Here is a 17524-nt window from a genome sequence, read left to right on the forward strand (position 1 = left end):
TCCTCGGCCTCACCTAACCTGGGTAGGTGTCCGAAACACTGTTCGACGATGCCGGGGCCGAGGCCGCCAAGGGGCAGGAACCGCTGGCCGTACGCATGCGGCCGCGCTCCCTCGACGAGGTCGTGGGCCAACGCCACCTCCTGGGCGAGGGTAGCCCGCTGCGCCGCCTGGTCGAGGACGACGCGCCCATGTCCGTGTTCCTGTGGGGGCCGCCGGGGACCGGGAAGACCACCCTGGCCAGCGTGGTCAGCCGGGTCACCCAGCGCCGGTTCGTGGAGCTCTCCGCGGTCAACGCCGGGGTCAGGGACGTGCGGGCCGTCGTCGACGAGGCGAAACGCCGCATGGGTATGCACGGCACCCGCACCCTGCTCTTCGTCGACGAGGTGCACCGCTTCAACAAGACCCAGCAGGACGCCCTGCTGCCCGCGGTGGAGAACCGCTGGGTCAGCTTCATCGGCGCCACCACCGAGAACCCCTTCTTCTCCGTGGTCAGCCCACTGCTCTCCCGCTCCCTGCTGCTGTCCCTGGAGTCCCTCGACGACTCCGACGTCCGGGCCCTGGTCGACCGGGCACTGACCGACGAGCGCGGGCTGGACGGCCGCTACACCCTCACGGAGGAGGGCGGCGACCACCTCATCCGCCTGGCAGGGGGAGACGGGCGCCGATCCCTGACCTACCTGGAGGCCGCCGCGCTGGTCTCCGGCCCGGTGGGCGCCGAACCCGTGGAGATCACCGCCGACCACGTCGAACGGGCCGTCGACCGCCACGCCGTGCGCTACGACCGCTCCGGCGACCAGCACTACGACGTCATCAGCGCCTTCATCAAGAGCATGCGCGGATCCGACCCCGACGCCGCCCTGCACTACCTGGCACGCATGGTCGAGGCGGGAGAGGACCCCCGCTTCATCGCCCGGCGCCTGGTCGTGCACGCCAGCGAGGACGTGGGGATGGCCGACCCCACGGCCCTGCAGACCGCGGTCGCGGCAGCCCAGGCGGTGGAGCTCATCGGTATGCCCGAGGCGCGCATCAACCTGGCCCAGGCGGTCATCCACATCAGCCTGGCCCCCAAGTCCAACGCGGTCATCACCGCCATCGACGAGGCGATGGCGGACGTGCGCGCGGGACGGGCCGGCCCGGTCCCGCCGCACCTGCGCGACGGCCACTACAAGGGCGCCGCCGATCTCGGGCACGGCAAGGGCTACCGCTACGCCCACGACTACCCGGGCGGGGTCGCTCCGCAGCAGCACGCCCCCGAGGGGCTCACCGAGCGCGAGTACTACCGTCCCACCCAGCACGGGACCGAACGGCGGTTCACCGAGGTCCTCCAACGGATCAGGAACGTCCTCAAGGGCGGCTAGGGGACCGGCGGGCGGCCCCGGGGCCGGGGAACGCGTGCGGCCCGCCGGGGGCCCCGGCGGGCCGCGCTCCGGGCCGCGGTTCAGTCGGAGAACAGCTCGACGACCTCCACCACCTCGCGGGGCCCCTCACCCTCCTGGTCCTCGGCGAAGGTGATCTCCACGATCATCACCGGCCCCCAGGAGAGGTAGTCGATGAAGTCGCTCCCGCTCAGCTCCCAGGTGCCGCGCGCCTCCTCGTCGAGGAAGACGTGCTCGGGCGCGGCACAGAACCTGGCGCACAGCACCTCGGCGTCGGTCCGGATGACCGCCTGACCGGGTTCCCCGGCCTCCTCCCACTGCTCGGACCAGGCCTCGTGGCTCGGAATCCCCTGGTTGCGCGGGATCTCGCCGTCCCGGGTGACCGGGGTGTACACCCACACCCGTTCCCCGTCCCCGTCTTCCGGCTCCTCCTGCTCGGCGGGATCGAACCGGACCACCAGGGTGCGCGGGTCCTCCTCTTCCTCCGAGGCGGTCTCCTCCGGCTCCTCCGGAACCTCCTCCGCCACCGGACCGGCTTCGGTGCCGCCACCGGTCACCTGGGCGATCCCCCAGGCGCCGCCGCCGATGAGCACGCCGGCCACCGCCACCACACCCGTCAGGAAGAGGGCTCGGGAGGGACGGTGGTTGGACAGCCGCCCCTCCAACCGGATCACCTCGGGGACACGCGGGGCGGGTTCCACGGCGTGCCACTCGCGTTCGAGGATCCGCCCGATCTCCTCGCGGTCCCCGGGCGCGGGGACCGCACCCTGCTCGGTGTTCTCGGCCTGCCAGACCGCGATGACCGCGCCGATGACCTCCCGCAGGCTGGGCCGCTGGTCCGGGTTCGGGTCCAGGGCCCGGCCCACGACCGGGCGCAACCCCTTGGCCAGGCCGTCCAGGGAGAAGGAACCGGACGCCACCCGCTGGGAGATCTCCTCGGGCTCGCCGGTGCCGAAGGGCAGCCGCCCGGTCCCGGCGAACGCCACGACGGCGCCCCAGGCGAAGACGTCCGCGGCCGGGGTCGCCACACCGCCCCGATAGCGCTCGGGGCTCAGCCATGTGGCCCCGGAACCGCGCAGCCGCTCGGAGTCCGCGGCGACGGCGCACTCCATGATGTGCGGACCGTGCGACTCCAGGAGGACCTCGCTGGGCCGCAGCGAACCGTGTGCCACCCCGCGTGCGTGCAGGGCGGACAACCCCTCGGCCAGCCCGATGGCCAGAGCGACCAGCTTTCCGGTGCCGAGGCCGCCCCGTTTGGTCACGTAGTGGGAGAGCCGCTGGCCGGCGAGGTAGGGCATGGCCAGCCACGGCGGGTTGGCGTCCGCGTCGAAGTTCAGGGGGGCGACCACCCGCTGGGGGTCGACGGAGGACAGGTTGCGCAGCCTCTGGGCGAGGGCGGGGTAGACGTCGGGTGACTCCAGTTCGGGGGACCGGAGCACCTTCACGGCGACCAGTCGGTCACCCGCGGTGGTGGAGGAGGTGTCCACCGCGGCGTAGACGGTACCGGTAGCGCCCTGCCCCAGGCGTCCCAGGGCGAGATAGGGGCCGATCCGTGTCGGATCGTCGGGGTAGAGGGGTGCCAGGTCCGGTGGTACCAGTACGGAGATCTCTCGGGGAGAACGAGGGCTCATGCGTGTCCTGTCGGTGCTTCTGAGGCCAATGAGCGGCTGAGGTGTCCGGACATCGTAGTGAAGTTCCCGCTCTGTAGTGATTCTCCCGGAAGACACCTGCTTCCGTCGATCCCCGGGGCCTCCACCGGCCGGGGAGGGCCCGAGCGTGACCGGACTCACCGACGGGCCGCACCGTGGCGTGCCCGCACGTCCGTGTGGGGGACGCGATAGGGTCAGCCGAAACCGACCGCCTCGGCCCCACCGGCGGGGGCGGCGGACACGGCTCGGGAGACCCGACCCGGCGCAGTCGCTGGCCCCCCGTACCCGCCTCGCGGTACCGGTGCGCGCCCCGCGCGTGCCGCGACCGTTCGCACACCCTCGAAGCAACCCTCTATCTGCCCTACGGAGCCTTCATGCTGACCGGAGGAGAGGTCGCCGCGCTCGTCGCCGCGGTGGTCTGGGCGGTGCTGGCCACGTTCATGTGCGTGGCGCTCGTCAAACTGATCAAGCTCATCAACGAGACCACGAAGGTCGTCTCGGAACTGGGGGACCGTACCCCGCCGCTGCTGGACGACGTGGCCTCCACGGTGGAACGCACCAACACCTCGCTGGAGCGGGTCGAGGAGATCACCGCCAACGTGCAGGCCTCCTCGGAGGACGTCTCCACCATGACCGCGCTGACCCGGTCGGTGTTCACCGGCCCGCTGGTGAGGGTCGCCTCGTTCTCCTACGCCGTCCGCCAGGTCCTGGGGCGCCGCAAGGCCCTGGCCGTGATGCGCGGCCGCAGGCGGAGGGAGAACCGGTGATCGGCAGACTGTTCTACCTCGCCGCGGGCGCCGCGCTCGGCGGCTACGTGGTCCACCGCGTCAACCGGGCCCGCAACGCCCTGACCCCCGGCGGCATCGCGGACCGGGTCGAGGGCCGGGTCAGCGAGTACCGGGGAGCCCTCCAGGAGCTCAACGAGGACCTCACCGAGGCGGTGCGCCGGGAGGAGGCCGAGATGCTGCGCCGCTACGCGCCCGGGAACCGGGCCCTGCGCTCCGCCGACACCCCGCCGGGGAACTCCCCGGACACGGGTAGCCGCTGAACGCCACGGCTGCGGGACGGAACCGGGCTGGTCAAAACTGTGACGTCACCACGGCGAACCGGTTTCCTCCACCGTGCGTCTGTACGGTTGACGAACCAGTCAATGATGGAGGAAAAGCCATGTACCCGCCCGAACAGTCCTATGGTCCAGTCCCCGGCGGACAGGGCCCCTACCAACAGGGCCCCTACCAACAGGGCCCCTACCAACAGGGTCCGCCCGGGTTCCCCGGTGCGCCGCAGCAGTCCGACAAGATGCCCGGCACCGCCATCACCGTCCGGGTGCTCATGTTCATCGGGGGTGTCTCCGGCCTGATCTTCGGCGGACTCCTCCTGGTGGTGGCGCTCCTGGCCGGTGGTGACAACGAGTTCTCCCAGGGCTTCGCCGAGGGCGTCCAGACATCGGGCACCTACGTCAGCCCCGGGGAGGTCGCCATCGTGATGGCGATCATGGGCGGCATCATGTTCCTGTACGGCCTCGTGTCCACCGCCCTGGCCTCGTTCCTGGGCCGGCGCAGCGCGGTGGTCCTGTGGATGACCGTCGTCTTCCAGGCACTGGCCGCCCTCTCGCTGGTCTTCGGCGTCGCCACCGGCGGCTTCCTGGGTGTCCTCCCGCTGCTCTTCGCGGTCGGCATGATCGTCCTGATGGTGCTCCCCGTCACCCGTGCCTACTACGGCCCTCAGCCCGTCAACCCCTACACGGGGTACTGACGGGCCCGGGCGCCGACGGGCCGACCTGAGCCCCCGGCGCTCCCAGGCGGCCCCGCCCCACGACCGGGGCCGGGCCGCCGGCAGCGGGTTTCGCCGTGTCCCGGCCGGCGCCCGCCCGCATCTGTAGGATTTCTCCGCCGTCCCCCAGTCTTCCCAGAGAGGACCACAGTGCATCCCTCGTCTTCCCCCGACCCCCACCAGCCCCCCGGCCAGGGCCAGCAGCCGCAGTACCCCCAGCAGGGCGGCTACGGCGGCTACCCCCAGGGTCCCGCGGCCGGCCAGCCCTACGGTGCTCCGGGCGGCCCGGTCCCGCCCCCGCCCCAGTACGGCGCCGCTCCGGGCGCACCCGACACCATGCCGGGTGCGGCCACCACGGTCCGGGTCCTGATGTTCATCGGCGGCCCGATCGGCATCATCCTCGGCCTGATCCTGGGCGGCGTCACCCTGCTCGGCGTCGGCGTCGGCGCCGCCGCCGGCAGCGCGTCCGAGGCGTCCGGCTCCGAGCTCACCGCCGCCCTGGGCGTCCTGGGCGCCCTGGGCGCGCTCGTCGCACTGATCCCTCTGGTCTACGGCGTCGCCTCGACCTGGCTCGCCGCCGTCATGGGCCGCCGCAGGACCGGGGTCTACTGGGGCGTCGTCGCCTTCAACATCGTCGCGCTGCTGATCCTGGTGCTCCACGTGTTCGCTGCGATCTCCATGGAAGGGGCTCCCGGGTCGCTGATCCCGTTCGTCTTCCACGCGACGATGACCGGCCTCATGTTCGCTCCGAAGGTGCGGGCGTTCTACGGCGTCTAGGCGCCCCGTTCACGGCCGGTCGACCCGGTACGGGCGCCGGACCGACCGGTGAAGGGCCCGGCTCATCACGCCGGGCCCTTCGGTGTTCCCGCACCGGGCCGCGCGTCCGCACCGGGCCCCGGCCGCGGCGGCCTCCGCACGGATCCGCCGGTAGCCGGCGGCGATAGCCTTGGAATGGCCGGACCACCGCCGTTGTCCTAACGGTGCGGGGCCCGGCGGCCACAGCAAACCATGCGCGCAGGCGTGGCGGTTCCCTCTACGATGGGCCCCTATCGACCACGCGTGACCACGGTCCCACCCAGGGACAACCCCGCCGCCCGGCGGCGGAGCCAAGCACAGGAGGGCATCAATGGAGACGGCAGAGATCGCGCGCCGCTTCCTCAGTTTCTTCGAGAAGAACGGACACACCGTGGTGCCCTCGGCAAGCCTGATCGCCGAGGATCCCACCCTGCTGCTGGTTCCGGCAGGCATGGTCCCCTTCAAGCCCTACTTCCTGGGTCAGCGCACACCCTCCTACAGCACCGCCACCAGCGTCCAGAAGTGCATCCGCACCAAGGACATCGAGGAGGTCGGCAAGACCTCCCGGCACGCCACCTTCTTCCAGATGCTGGGCAACTTCTCCTTCGGCGACTACTTCAAGGAGAAGGCGATCCCGCTGGCGTGGGAGCTCGTCACCAGCCCGGTCGACCAGGGCGGTTTCGGGATCGACCCGGAGAAGCTGTGGGTGACCGTCTACCTCGACGACGACGAGGCCGCCCGGATCTGGCGCGACGAGGTCGGGGTCCGCCCCGAACGCATCCAGCGCATGGGCATGGACGAGAACTACTGGGACATGGGCGTGCCCGGTCCCTGCGGCCCCTGCTCCGAGATCTTCTACGACCGCGGCCCCGAGTACGGAGTCGAGGGCGGCCCCGAGGCGGACGAGAACCGCTACATCGAGATCTGGAACCTCGTCTTCATGCAGTACGAGCGGGGTGAGGGCAGCGGCAAGGACTACCCGATCCTCGGCGACCTGCCCAAGAAGAACATCGACACCGGTCTGGGCCTGGAGCGTCTGGCGGCGGTCCTGCAGGGCGTCGACAACATCTACGAGACCGACATCATGGGCCGGGTGCTCAACCGGGCCGCGGAGCTGACCGGCACCTCCTACGGTGACGACAACGAGCAGGACGTGATGCTCCGCGTGGTCGCCGACCACGTGCGCAGCGCCGTCATGCTCGTCGGCGACGGCGTCAAGCCCGGCAACGAGAAGGCCGGGTACGTCCTGCGCCGCATCCTGCGCCGCTCCATCCGCAACCTGCGCCTGCTCTCGGGCACCGAGTCCTTCTTCCTGCACGAGCTGACCGAGGTCAGCATCGACGCGATGAAGGACATCTACCCCGACCTGCTCGACAAGGCCGAGGTCGTCCACGGGGTCATCGACAACGAGGAGCGCAACTTCGCGGACACCCTGCGCGCGGGCACCACGCTCTTCGGGCGCGCCGCGGAGCGCACCCGCGCCGCGGGCGGCACCGTCTTCTCCGGCGCGGACGCCTTCCAGCTCCACGACACCTACGGCTTCCCCATCGACCTCACCCTGGAGATGGCCGCCGAACAGGGCCTGAGCGTGGACGAGGGCTCCTTCCGCGAGCTCATGCAGCGCCAGAAGGACACGGCCAAGGCCGACGCCAAGGCCAAGAAGCTCGGCAACGCGGACATCTCCCTGTACGCACAGATGCACGAGAAGGCCGGGAACACCGACTTCCTCGGCTACACCGACTCCGAGAGCGAGTCGCACGTCAAGGGCATCGTCGTGGACGGGGTCGGGGTCCCGGCCGCGCGCACCGGCGACAGGGTCGAGATCGTCCTGGACCGCACCCCGTTCTACGCCGAGAGCGGCGGTCAGCTCGCCGACACCGGCACCCTGTCGGTGGACGGGCGCGGCACGGTGGAGGTCGAGGACGTCCAGAAACCGCTCCCGGGCCTGTTCGTGCACCGGGGCACCGTCCGTTCGGGCGAGATCGTCCTGGACGACACCGTGCACGCGGAGATCGACACCGGGCGCCGTCACGCCATCGAGCGGTCCCACTCCGCCACCCACCTCATCCACTCGGCGCTGCGCAACACGCTCGGCCCCTCGGCCGGACAGGCGGGTTCGGAGAACCGGCCCGGCCAGCTGCGGTTCGACTTCACCGCCGACAACGCGCTGGGCGGGGACCGCCTGGCCGAGGTCGAGGAGGAGGTCAACACCGTCCTCGCCGGCGACATCGAGGTCCGGACCGAGGAGAGGAGCCTGGACGAGGCGCTGAAGATGGGCGCCCTGGCCATGTTCGGCGAGAAGTACGGCGACCAGGTGCGGGTCGTGGAGATGAGCGACTACTCGGTCGAGCTCTGCGGTGGCACGCACGTCGGGTCCACCAGCAGGCTGGGCATCGTCAAACTGCTGGGGGAGTCCTCCATCGGCTCGGGTGTGCGCCGGGTCGAGGCGGCCGTGGGCGTGGACGCGTTCAAGCGCCTGTCCAAGGAGTCGGCTCTGGTCGGCCAGCTCTCCGAGCAGCTCAAGACGCCGCGTGAGGAGCTGCCCGAGCGGATCGACTCGATGGTCTCCCGACTGCGCACCGCGGAGAAGGAGATCGAGAAGCTGCGTGCCGCGCAGGTGCTCCAGGCCGCCGGCGAGATCGCGGCGGGTGCGCGCCGCCACGGTTCGGCCCTGGTGGTGGCCACCGGGGCGCCCGAAGGCGCCAGCGGCGACGACCTGCGCAAGCTGGTGCTCGACGTACGTGGTCGCCTCGGGGAGGACGAGCCCGTGGTCGTGGCGATGACGGCGGTGCCCAAGGACCGTCCCGTCGTGGTGATCGCGGCGAACAAGGCCGCGCAGAAGGCCGGGATCAAGGCGGGCGAGCTCGTGGGGATCGCGGCCCGCGCCCTCGGCGGCGGTGGCGGCGGCAAGCCGGACATCGCCCAGGGCGGCGGCAGTGACGCGAGCAAGGTGGACGAGGCCCTGCGCGCCGTGGAGGCGCGCGTCGCCTCGGCCTAGCAGCGGTGCCGTCCTCGCGGGGCGGCCGGTGAGACGACGGTGACGGGTGTGGGGCCGCAGGGCTCCACACCCGCTGTCGTCGGCCCACCCGGGGTCCGCCGCCCACCGCCGCAGGGGCCGGTTCCGGCCGGATCGGGGCCGTGCGCGGCCCCGCCGTACCGGGCGGAGCCGTGCCACGGCGACCGGGGGTGCCCCAACGTCCTACCGGAGTGGCCTACACTCTGACGGTACGTGCCCAGATCCGGGCCCCGTCGCGGCCCGTCCGACACGGCGCACCGCGACCCCCGGCGGAGCACACCCACGCAGGTGACGAACAGCGATTCTGCGCACCGTCACCGAATCGGGCATACTGTGGCGCGTCACAGCCGAGCACACGGCTCTCTGCGCGGCCCAGCCCGCGATCCACGCTGATGAACAGGACCACCGTGTTGAGGATTTCCCAGCCGCGGTGCCGTGCCCGTACTGGCACAGCCCGCCCGCGAACCGTCCCCGGTCCGGGGGAGACGTCCTCTTGAGGAACGGTGTGCGCCTGGCCGTCGACCCAGGCAACGCCCGCATCGGGGTCGCGGCGAGCGACCCCGGCGGTATGCTCGCCAGCCCGGTGGAGACCGTCCCGCGCGGCAGGGGCGACATCCAACGGATCGCCCTGCTGGTCCTGGAACGCGAGGCACGCGAGGTCGTCGTGGGCTACCCCGCCTCGCTGTCCGGCGGCGAGGGGCCGGCCGCCAGGTCCGCCCGGGAGTTCGCCGGTACGCTCGCCAAGCTCCTGCACCCCGTGCCCGTCCGGTTGGTAGACGAACGACTCACCACCGTGACCGCCCAGGGCCAGCTCCTCTCCGGTGCCTCCTTCGGTAAGAAGGGAGCCAAGGGGGGCAGGGCCCGCCGATCGGTCATCGACCAGGCAGCCGCCACGGTCCTCCTCCAGAGCGCTTTGGACCAGGAACGGTCAACAGGCCATCCCCCGGGCGAGATCGTCCGCTCCAGCCAGGGAGACTCATGAACGACAGGGATGACTACCCCGACAATCCCTATCGTGGGCGTGCCGACCGCGAAGGCGGTTACGACTACGACCCGCTGTCCGACCCGCTGCCCGCGCAGCCGCCGCCGCGCGGGCGCCGGGCGCGCCCGGAACCTCCGTCCGCCCCCCGGCCGGAGCAGCCGGGCACCGGTGAGTTCGGACACACCGGACCGTCCACCGGGGAGTTCCGCACCCCCCGGTACGCCTCCCCGCCCTCCGGGGAGTTCGACCCGCAGGGCCGGCCCGGGCGCCGCCGCAGGGCCGAACCGCCCGCGGACGAGGCACCGTGGACCGGAGAACGGCCGACGGCGCCGCCCCGGCGTTCGGGTGCGGCCGAAGCGCTACGGGGCAGCCGTGCCGCCCGCGGCGGGGGACAGGACCCCCAGCGGCCCGGGACGGGTTCTCCCTCGGACACCGGTAGCCATCAGCGCCCGGGCGGCGACCCGACCCAGGAGGCACTCGCCGCCCTGGCCAACCTCGGCGGTGCCCCCACCACCCCCACTGTCCCCGGCGACTCCGGTGCCCCCAGCGGCCCCGGTGACCCCAGTGCCTTCGGCGGCGCAGGCGGTCCCGGTGAGCGCGGGCACGGTCAGGCCGAGGAACCGTCCCACGAGGAACCGCCCCGCAGGGCCCGGCGCGCCCGCGCCGAGGAACCGGCGGAGCCGCGCTCGCCCCTCTGGGACGACGACCCCGACGAACCGGTCCCCGCCTTCCTGGCCGACGAGCCCGAGGAGGAGCCCAGGGGCCGGCGCTCTCGCCGCAAACGGGCCAGGGGGGGCGAGGAGGAGCCTTCGCGTGACACCGGTTCCTTCGCCGCCCCGCAGGAGGAGGAACCCGCGGGCCGCAGGGGCCGTCGCCGTTCCCGCCGTGCGGCCGCGGAGGAACCCGCCGACACCGGCGCGTTCCGCGCCTCGCCTCCGCAGGAGGAGGAACCCGCCGGTCGAGGGGGCCGCCGTCGTTCCCGCCGTGCGGCCGCGGAGGAACCCGCCGACACCGGTTCCTTCGCCGAGGCCCCCGCGGACCCGTCCGAGGAGGAGCCCTCGCGTGACACCGGTTCCTTCGCCGCCCCGCTGGACGAGGAACCCGCAGGTCGTCGCGGTGGCCGCCGTCGTGCCCGCCGTTCCCGCCGCGGCGCACCCGACCCCGAGCCCCCGGTGGAGGACGAGGCCGAGGAGGACCTCTACGAGGAGGAGCGGCTGGAGGACATCGCGGCCGCCTACGGGAACAGCCGCGCCAACCGCAAAAGAGCCAGGAGGGCCAAGGCCGCGCAGGCGGCCCGGCGCGCCGCGGGCAAACCCCGAAGGCGCAGGAGCAAGGGCCTGATGATCCTGCTCGCCCTGGTCCTGATGCTCGTGGTGGCCGGCGGCGGCTACGGGGTCATGCGCACCTACGTGTTCCCGGCCGACCACTCGGGCGAGGGCGAGGGCGAGGTCGTCTTCACCATCGAGGAGGGCGAGAGCGGTACCGCCATCGCCCAGCGCCTGGTGGACCAGGACGTCGTCGCCAGCGTGCGGGCCTTCACCAACGCGCTCAACGCGATGCCCGAGGAGGAACTGGGTGAGGGCCTGGTGCCCGGCACCTACTCCCTGGCCGAGGGCATGAGCGGCCAGAGCGCGGTGACGGCCCTGCTCGACCCGGCGAACCGGCTCGGCGGAGGGATCACCATCCGGGAGGGCCTGCGCTCCGAACAGGTTCTGGAGCACCTCGCCGACAACACGGGCCTGGACCTGGACGAACTCCGGGCGGCTTACGAACAGACGGACGAGCTCGGTCTGCCCGAGTACGCGACGGAGGGCCCCGAGGGCTACCTGTTCCCGGCCACGTACGAGTTCGAGCCCGGCACCGAGGCCCTGGCGATGCTGCGCACCATGGTCACCCAGCACCGACAGGTCGCAACGGAGATCGACCTGGAGGGCAAGGCCGCCGCACTCGGCTACGACGCCAACGAGATCATGGCGATCGCCTCCATCGTCCAGGCCGAGAGCGGCGGAACCGAGGACATGCCCAAGATCTCCCGGGTCGTCCACAACCGCCTGGACATCGAGATGCCGCTCCAGATGGACAGCACGTGCTTCTACGCGATCGGGGAGTACGGCATCGCGCTCAACAGCGAGCAGCTCGCCGCCTGTGAGGCCGACACCAGCGGGTTCGACACCTATCACAAGCCCGGTCTCATCCCTGGGCCGTTCGTGGCACCGGGGCAGGACGCCATCGAGGCGGCCCTGGAGCCGGCCGAGGGCGAGTGGCTGTACTTCGTGGCCACCGACCCGGAGAACGGCGTCACCGAGTTCGCCGAGACCCACGAGGAGTTCGAGGTCCTCAAGGAGCGCTTCGAGGAGACCTGGGGCGGTGGTGGGAACTGATGCGCGCCGCGGTCCTGGGCTCGCCGGTGGCCCACTCCCTCTCCCCGGTCCTGCACTCCGCGGCCTACACGGCCATGGGGCTGCGGGACTGGTCCTACGGGTTGTTCGAATGCGACGAGAAGGGGCTGGCGCCCTTCCTCGACGGGCTGGACCCGGCCGAGTGGGCCGGGCTCTCCCTGACCATGCCGCTCAAGCGCCGGGCCATGGAGTTGGCCGCCGAGGTCGAGGACCTGGCCGCGGCGGTCGGCGGTGCCAACACCCTCGTCCGGCGGGGCGCGGGCTGGGCGGCCCGTAACACGGACGTGGCGGGGATCGCCCGGGCCCTGACCGAGGCCGGGGCCGGTGCCCCGCGCGACGCCGTCGTCCTGGGCGCGGGGGCCACCGCGGCCTCCGCCCTCGCGGCTCTGCGGGAACTGGGCACACCCGGCCCGGTCACCGTCCTGGCCCGTGACACCGGGCGCACCGGCGAGGTCACCGCGGCGGCCGAGCGCCTGGGCCGTCCGGTACGGGTGGCGCCGCTGGCGGAGGCCCCCCGGCACCTGGACGTCGACCTCGTGCTCTCCACCCTGCCCTCGGGGGCGGCGGACGCGCACGCCGAGCAGCTCGCGGCCTGCCGGGCCGACCTGTTCGATGTGATCTACGACCCCTGGCCCACCGTGGCCGCCGGAGCGGTGGCGGCCCGCGGCGGGCGCGTGGTCGGCGGTTTCCCGATGCTGCTGCACCAGGCCGCCGCCCAGGTCAGGCTGATGACCGGGGTCGAGGACGTCCCGGTCGGCGCCATGCGGGCCGCGGGCGAGGCGGAGTTGGCCCGGCGCTCCGCGCCGGCCGGCTCCTGACCCCGGAGGGATCGGTGGTCAGCCGGTCGCCTGGCCCTGCTATATTGGACGTAATCGACTTGGTCCGGTGTGCTCCGCACACCGGCAGCCGCAAGCGGAGATGATCCTCCCACCTACCGGGCACCGCCCGTGTGGGTCCCGGTCAGACGATGGGCGTACCGCGCCGTGTTCGCCGGCCTCCCCTGCAGGGGTGTCCGCGGAACGTGCGGGGTCTCCGTCGTGAACATCCGGTCGGATCACCCCGCTTGCACACGCTGGCGGGGTTTTCGCTTTTTGGTGAGATCCCAACGCGGGCGGGTGGCCTGAACAAGCACGGGCGACCCGGTCGAACAGGCCGACCACCACACGGTGGACGGCCGGTCCCAGGTAATCCGAGAAAGCTAGGGAGGGGTCTCATCAGCACAGAGCCCCGCATCAATGACCGTATCCGGGTGCCCGAGGTCCGACTTGTCGGGCCCAACGGTGAGCAGGTCGGAATCGTCTCCGTGCAGGACGCCCTGCGTCTCGCCCAGGAGTCGGACCTCGACCTCGTCGAGGTCGCGCCGACCGCGCGCCCGCCGGTCGCGAAGCTGATGGACTACGGCAAGTTCAAGTACGAGTCCGCGGTCAAGGCCCGTGAGTCGCGCAAGAACCAGTCGAACACGATCATCAAGGAGATCAAGCTCCGCCCGAAGATCGATCCGCACGACTACGAGACCAAGAAGGGTCACGTCGTCCGGTTCCTCAAGAGCGGGGACAAGGTCAAGGTGACGATCATGTTCCGTGGTCGTGAGCAGTCCCGTCCCGAACTCGGGCGCAGGCTGCTGGCGCGGTTGGCCCAGGACGTCCAGGATCTTGGCACGGTCGAGTCCCAGCCCAAGCAGGACGGCCGCAACATGGTCATGGTGATCGGTCCGCACAAGCGGCGTTCCGAGCACAAGGCCGAGGCCCGTGCCGCGGCGGGGGACAAGACCCGCCGCGAAGAGCGCGACCAGGCGTAGGCGCCAGGGGAAGTCCCCCACCGCCCGGCCGTCGCGAAGGCCGGAACCGGGCGGTGGGGTGGGCTGTGCGCGAACAGCCTGTGATGCACCGGTGTGCGACGCAGATCCCGCCGTAGCAGCGGAACAACCGCGTCACCCGTCAGACGAGACGGGGGGCGCGCCGACGGAGTAGGAGACGACGGCGACATGCCGAAGAACAAGTCCCACAGCGGAGCCAAGGACCGTTTCAAGGTCACCGGATCCGGCAAGATCATGCGCCGCCGTGCCAACAAGAACCACATCCTTGAGCACAAGACCTCCAAGCGCAAGCGCAAGCTGGGCAACGAGGCCGTGCTCTCCCCGGCTGACACCAAGGGCATCAAGAAGCTCCTGGGCAAGTAAACACCGGAGAACCTCCCGTCCTCCTCGGCAGTTGCCCGTGCGTACGACCAGGTCGGCGCGCGCCAGGCGCTCGGAGGACGACCACCTGAAGCGAACACGGCCGCCGGGCCCGTCCTGGCCGGACCGGTCGGCGCGCCGTGCGCGCCGGAAGAACCAATGAGGGAGTCACTGTGGCACGCGTGAAGCGGGCTCTCAACGCCAAGAAGAAGCGCAAGGTCGTTCTCGACCGGGCCAGTGGTTACCGCGGGCAGCGCTCGCGTCTGTACCGCAAGGCCAAGGAGCAGATGCTCCACTCGATGACCTACTCCTACCGGGACCGCAAGGACCGCAAGGGGCAGTTCCGTCGTCTGTGGATCCAGCGGATCAACGCCGCCTCCCGCGCTCACGGCCTGACCTACAACCGTCTCATCCAGGGTCTGAAGCTGGCCGAGATCGAGGTCGACCGTCGCATGCTGGCCGAGCTGGCCGTCAACGACGAGGCCGCCTTCGCCGCGCTCGTGGAGAAGGCCAAGCAGGCCCTCCCCACCTCCGCCGCGGCCTAGCGGGCACAGAAGCAGACAGGTAGCGATGGCGAGCCACGAGTTCACGAGTGTCCGGTCACCCAGGATCAAGGGGGTTCGGCGGCTCGCCAAGCGCACCTTCCGCCAGCGTGAGCGGCGCTTCCTCGCGGAGGGGCCGCAGGCTGTGCGGGAGGCACTGGCCGCCGTCAACGGCGGTGACGGGCGGTCCCCCTACGGTGGGGCCGCCCACGGTGTCGTCGAGGTCTACGCCACGGCGGAGGCCATGCGGCGCCACATCGACCTCATGGACGCCGCCCACACCGCGGGCGTGCCCACCCACCGGGTCAGTCTCGACGTCATGTCCGAACTGGCGCAGACCATCACCCCGCAGGGGGTCATCGCGGTCTGCGAGTTCGTCGACGTGCCCCTGGAGAGCGTCACCGACGTGCGGCTCGCCGTCGTCCTCTCCCACGTGCGCGACCCCGGCAACGCCGGAACGGTCCTGCGCACCGCCGACGCGGCCGGAGCCGACGTCGTCATCTTCACCGACGCCTCGGTCGATCCCTACAACGGCAAGTGCGTGCGGGCCTCCGCCGGAAGCCTGTTCCACCTGCCGGTGGTGGTGGGGGTGCCGGCGGCCCGGGCGGTCGACTTCCTGCACGGCACCGGGGCCCGGGCCTGGGCCGCCGACGGGGGCGGAGACCGGGATCTCCACCAGCTCGCCGACGACGGTGACCTGGACGGTCCGGTGGGCTGGGTCTTCGGAAACGAGGCCTGGGGCCTGCCCGAGGAGATCGTGCGGCTGACCGACGGCGCGGTCAGCGTTCCGATCTACGGCGGGGCCGAAAGCCTGAATCTGGCTACGGCCGCCGCGGTCTGCCTGTACACGACCGCGAGGCAGCAGCGCCGCCCCTGAGGCCGTACCGCGACCGTCCGAGGTCTTTTCCGCATGTCGTGGGCGCACTGAAGGCAATCACGCTCAGTGACTACCTTGCCCTCGCCCCAGGTCGGACGGCGGGGGGATGTACACGCTCGGTAACAGGTGGTCTCAACCACCCGAAATGCACGTGCACGGGCTTCGAGTGTCGATAGGGTCGGACCCGTACCACCGAGGTTCATGCGGATCCGGCGTGGGCGCCCTCACCCGACCCGTGTCACGGGTAGGGCCGTGCGCACGGCCGTGGTACCCCGGCAGGCTTGGCGACAGGGTGTGAGCACACGGTGCTCGCAGACCGGACGCGGGCGGCCGGGGGTGGCGCCTTCGGGCCGATGACGGTGCGGTGGTGCCGGTCAGCCCGGCTCCGCCCGCGCCGCCGTATCCCGGATCATCAGGCGTACCAGGTGGGAGTGCAGGGTAGGTCTGCGGTGGTGTTCGGGGGAGAGGTACGACGGACACCACCGGTCAGCGATCCCGACCCAGGAGTCCTGTGGTCGCGGACCTTCGGAGGGGAGCGGGGAGAGGCGTGGGCAGCGGCCGGCAGGCGGGCCAACCGGCGGAGGACTCCGACGGTGCGGCGGCGCAACCCTCACGGACCCCCGTCCCCGAGGTCGAACCCGGCGCCGACGACTCCGCCGGACGGGAGAGGACCACGGAACCGGAGAGCAGGACCGGGGACCAGCACGGCCCCGCGCCCGCCCTCTGGGACGTCGACTCCGCCCTCGGCGGGGCGGTCGGTCCCTCCCTGCACGCCGACGACCTGCCCGACGGGGTGGTCGTCGCGGACGCCAGGGGCCGGGTCGTCCTCTTCAACGTTCAGGCCGCCCAGCTCATCGGGGTCCCGGCCGAGGCGGCGCTCGGCCGCGACTACCGTGCCGCACTGCCCCTCAACGGACTCGACGGCAACGACTGGTGGGAGTCCAGCGACCCCTACGGCGGCGACCGGGACCGCACCCGCCAGCCCGAACGGGTGCTCTGCCTGCCGGACGAACGCGAGATCCTCGTCGCCGCCCGCTACGTGCGGGCCCGGCCCGGGGGTGCGCTCGTCCGCCTCGTCGTCACCCTCAGGGACGCCTCCGCGCGGGCCGAACGCTCCCGGGCCGACCTCGTCTCCGAGGTCGCCCACGAGCTGCGCTCCCCGCTGACCAGCGTGAAGGGCTTCACCTCCACCCTGCTCAACAAGTGGGAACGGCTCTCCGACAAGCAGAAGCTGTTCATGCTGGAAACGGTCAACGCCGACGCCGACCGCGTCACCCGGCTCATCCACGACCTGCTGGACGTCTCACGTATCGAGTCCGGGCGGCTGGAGGTGCGCCGCCAGGTCGTCGACCTGCCCGCCATGGTGCGCCGCGTCGTCGCCAGCCGCGTCGCCTCCGGGGAGGCCGAGGAGCGCTTCCGGGTCGAAACCCACGGCGAACTCTCCCAGATGTGGCTGGACGCCGACAAACTCGAACAGATCCTCGCCAACCTCGTGGAAAACGGGGTGCGGCACGGCGCTGGTACTGTCAGTATCGTGATCGAGCCGTGTGAGGGAGGAGCAGCGGTGTCGGTGCGCGACGAAGGCCAGGGCATAGCACCCGAGACCATTCCGCGCGTCTTCCGCCAGTTCTGGCGCAGTAAGCGCCGTGGCGGAACCGGCCTCGGACTGTTCATCGTCAAGGGCCTCGTCGAGGCCCACGGCGGCACGATCACCGTCGGACGCGCCCCCAACGGCGGCGCCGAGTTCCGATTTACCATGCCCGCCGGGACCCCCGAGTTCGTCTGAGCCCTCAGAACCCTCGGCCTCCCCGGCGGGCTGCACTCGGCATGTCCCGGACCCCGCGACGGACCCTTCCCGGGCTGCCCGAGAACCGCCTGTGCTTTTCCTGTCGGCTTCGTCCGCCCTGTGGCGGACCGTGACTGCCGTCCCGCTCCCCTG

General features: G+C 71.7%; 15 protein-coding genes. 14 read left to right on the forward strand and 1 reads right to left on the reverse strand.

Annotated features, from left to right (window positions below; genetic code table 11):
• The first annotated feature begins 26 nt into the window (after positions 1-26).
• Positions 27-1358, forward strand: a complete 1332-nt coding sequence (locus tag IE195_RS19685; protein WP_191273572.1) for a replication-associated recombination protein A — start codon at positions 27-29, stop codon at positions 1356-1358.
• Between the two features lie 80 nt (positions 1359-1438).
• Here the strand turns inward: IE195_RS19685 and IE195_RS19690 are convergent, their stop codons facing one another.
• Positions 1439-3007: a serine/threonine-protein kinase gene (locus IE195_RS19690; protein ID WP_191273575.1), complete on the reverse strand. Its 1569-nt coding sequence runs from the start codon at positions 3005-3007 to the stop codon at positions 1439-1441.
• A 392-nt stretch (positions 3008-3399) separates the two neighbouring features.
• Between IE195_RS19690 and IE195_RS19695 the strand changes: the two genes are divergently transcribed.
• From IE195_RS19695 to IE195_RS19755, 13 genes are all read left to right on the forward strand, one after another.
• The gene (locus IE195_RS19695) at positions 3400-3792 is read left to right on the forward strand and encodes a DUF948 domain-containing protein (RefSeq protein WP_191273577.1); all 393 of its coding nucleotides are present in this window, start codon (positions 3400-3402) and stop codon (positions 3790-3792) included.
• Complete coding sequence (locus IE195_RS19700) at positions 3789-4073, forward strand: hypothetical protein (protein ID WP_191273579.1); 285 nt, start codon at positions 3789-3791, stop codon at positions 4071-4073. The genes IE195_RS19695 and IE195_RS19700 overlap by 4 nt, the downstream gene beginning before the upstream one ends.
• A gap of 119 nt (positions 4074-4192) precedes the next feature.
• Positions 4193-4780 carry a hypothetical protein gene (locus IE195_RS19705; protein ID WP_191273581.1) on the forward strand — a complete coding sequence of 196 codons (588 nt, stop codon included), beginning with the start codon at positions 4193-4195 and terminating at the stop codon, positions 4778-4780.
• A 168-nt stretch (positions 4781-4948) separates the two neighbouring features.
• Positions 4949-5575, forward strand: coding sequence for a hypothetical protein (locus IE195_RS19710; protein ID WP_191273583.1), 627 nt, complete (start codon positions 4949-4951; stop codon positions 5573-5575).
• 349 nt (positions 5576-5924) lie between these two features.
• Positions 5925-8591 carry an alanine--tRNA ligase gene (gene alaS / locus IE195_RS19715; protein WP_191273585.1) on the forward strand — a complete coding sequence of 889 codons (2667 nt, stop codon included), beginning with the start codon at positions 5925-5927 and terminating at the stop codon, positions 8589-8591.
• A gap of 511 nt (positions 8592-9102) precedes the next feature.
• Positions 9103-9591 (forward strand): Holliday junction resolvase RuvX, encoded by a 489-nt coding sequence (gene ruvX / locus IE195_RS19720; protein ID WP_191273587.1) that lies wholly within the window; start codon positions 9103-9105, stop codon positions 9589-9591.
• Complete coding sequence (gene mltG, locus IE195_RS19725) at positions 9588-11972, forward strand: endolytic transglycosylase MltG (RefSeq protein ID WP_191273589.1); 2385 nt, start codon at positions 9588-9590, stop codon at positions 11970-11972. The genes ruvX and mltG overlap by 4 nt, the downstream gene beginning before the upstream one ends.
• Complete coding sequence (locus IE195_RS19730; protein WP_191273591.1) at positions 11972-12808, forward strand: shikimate dehydrogenase; 837 nt, start codon at positions 11972-11974, stop codon at positions 12806-12808. The genes mltG and IE195_RS19730 overlap by 1 nt, the downstream gene beginning before the upstream one ends.
• Before the next feature lie 431 nt (positions 12809-13239).
• Positions 13240-13788 carry a translation initiation factor IF-3 gene (infC, locus tag IE195_RS19735; protein ID WP_229826313.1) on the forward strand — a complete coding sequence of 183 codons (549 nt, stop codon included), beginning with the start codon at positions 13240-13242 and terminating at the stop codon, positions 13786-13788.
• A gap of 186 nt (positions 13789-13974) precedes the next feature.
• Complete coding sequence (rpmI, locus tag IE195_RS19740) at positions 13975-14169, forward strand: 50S ribosomal protein L35 (protein ID WP_191273593.1); 195 nt, start codon at positions 13975-13977, stop codon at positions 14167-14169.
• Between the two features lie 170 nt (positions 14170-14339).
• A complete protein-coding gene (gene rplT / locus IE195_RS19745; RefSeq protein WP_191273595.1) occupies positions 14340-14711 on the forward strand; it encodes a 50S ribosomal protein L20 in 372 nt (123 codons plus the stop codon).
• Positions 14712-14736: 25 nt separating this feature from the next.
• A complete protein-coding gene (locus IE195_RS19750) occupies positions 14737-15585 on the forward strand; it encodes a TrmH family RNA methyltransferase (protein ID WP_191273597.1) in 849 nt (282 codons plus the stop codon).
• A 547-nt stretch (positions 15586-16132) separates the two neighbouring features.
• Positions 16133-17371 carry a sensor histidine kinase gene (locus IE195_RS19755; protein WP_191273599.1) on the forward strand — a complete coding sequence of 413 codons (1239 nt, stop codon included), beginning with the start codon at positions 16133-16135 and terminating at the stop codon, positions 17369-17371.
• The last annotated feature ends 153 nt before the right edge of the window (positions 17372-17524 follow it).

This window comes from Nocardiopsis terrae (genome assembly GCF_014651695.1).
Lineage (GTDB): Bacteria > Actinomycetota > Actinomycetes > Streptosporangiales > Streptosporangiaceae > Nocardiopsis > Nocardiopsis terrae.

What these genes read in the sequence shown, in the direction of transcription:
- IE195_RS19690 (WP_191273575.1), bottom strand. Translation starts at nt 3,007, where the DNA reads ATGAGCCCTCGTTCTCCCCGAGAGATCTCCGTACTGGTACCACCGGAC.
- IE195_RS19695 (WP_191273577.1), top strand. Translation starts at nt 3,400, where the DNA reads ATGCTGACCGGAGGAGAGGTCGCCGCGCTCGTCGCCGCGGTGGTCTGG.
- IE195_RS19705 (WP_191273581.1), top strand. Translation starts at nt 4,193, where the DNA reads ATGTACCCGCCCGAACAGTCCTATGGTCCAGTCCCCGGCGGACAGGGC.
- alaS (WP_191273585.1), top strand. Translation starts at nt 5,925, where the DNA reads ATGGAGACGGCAGAGATCGCGCGCCGCTTCCTCAGTTTCTTCGAGAAG.
- mltG (WP_191273589.1), top strand. Translation starts at nt 9,588, where the DNA reads ATGAACGACAGGGATGACTACCCCGACAATCCCTATCGTGGGCGTGCC.
- IE195_RS19730 (WP_191273591.1), top strand. Translation starts at nt 11,972, where the DNA reads ATGCGCGCCGCGGTCCTGGGCTCGCCGGTGGCCCACTCCCTCTCCCCG.
- rpmI (WP_191273593.1), top strand. Translation starts at nt 13,975, where the DNA reads ATGCCGAAGAACAAGTCCCACAGCGGAGCCAAGGACCGTTTCAAGGTC.
- IE195_RS19750 (WP_191273597.1), top strand. Translation starts at nt 14,737, where the DNA reads ATGGCGAGCCACGAGTTCACGAGTGTCCGGTCACCCAGGATCAAGGGG.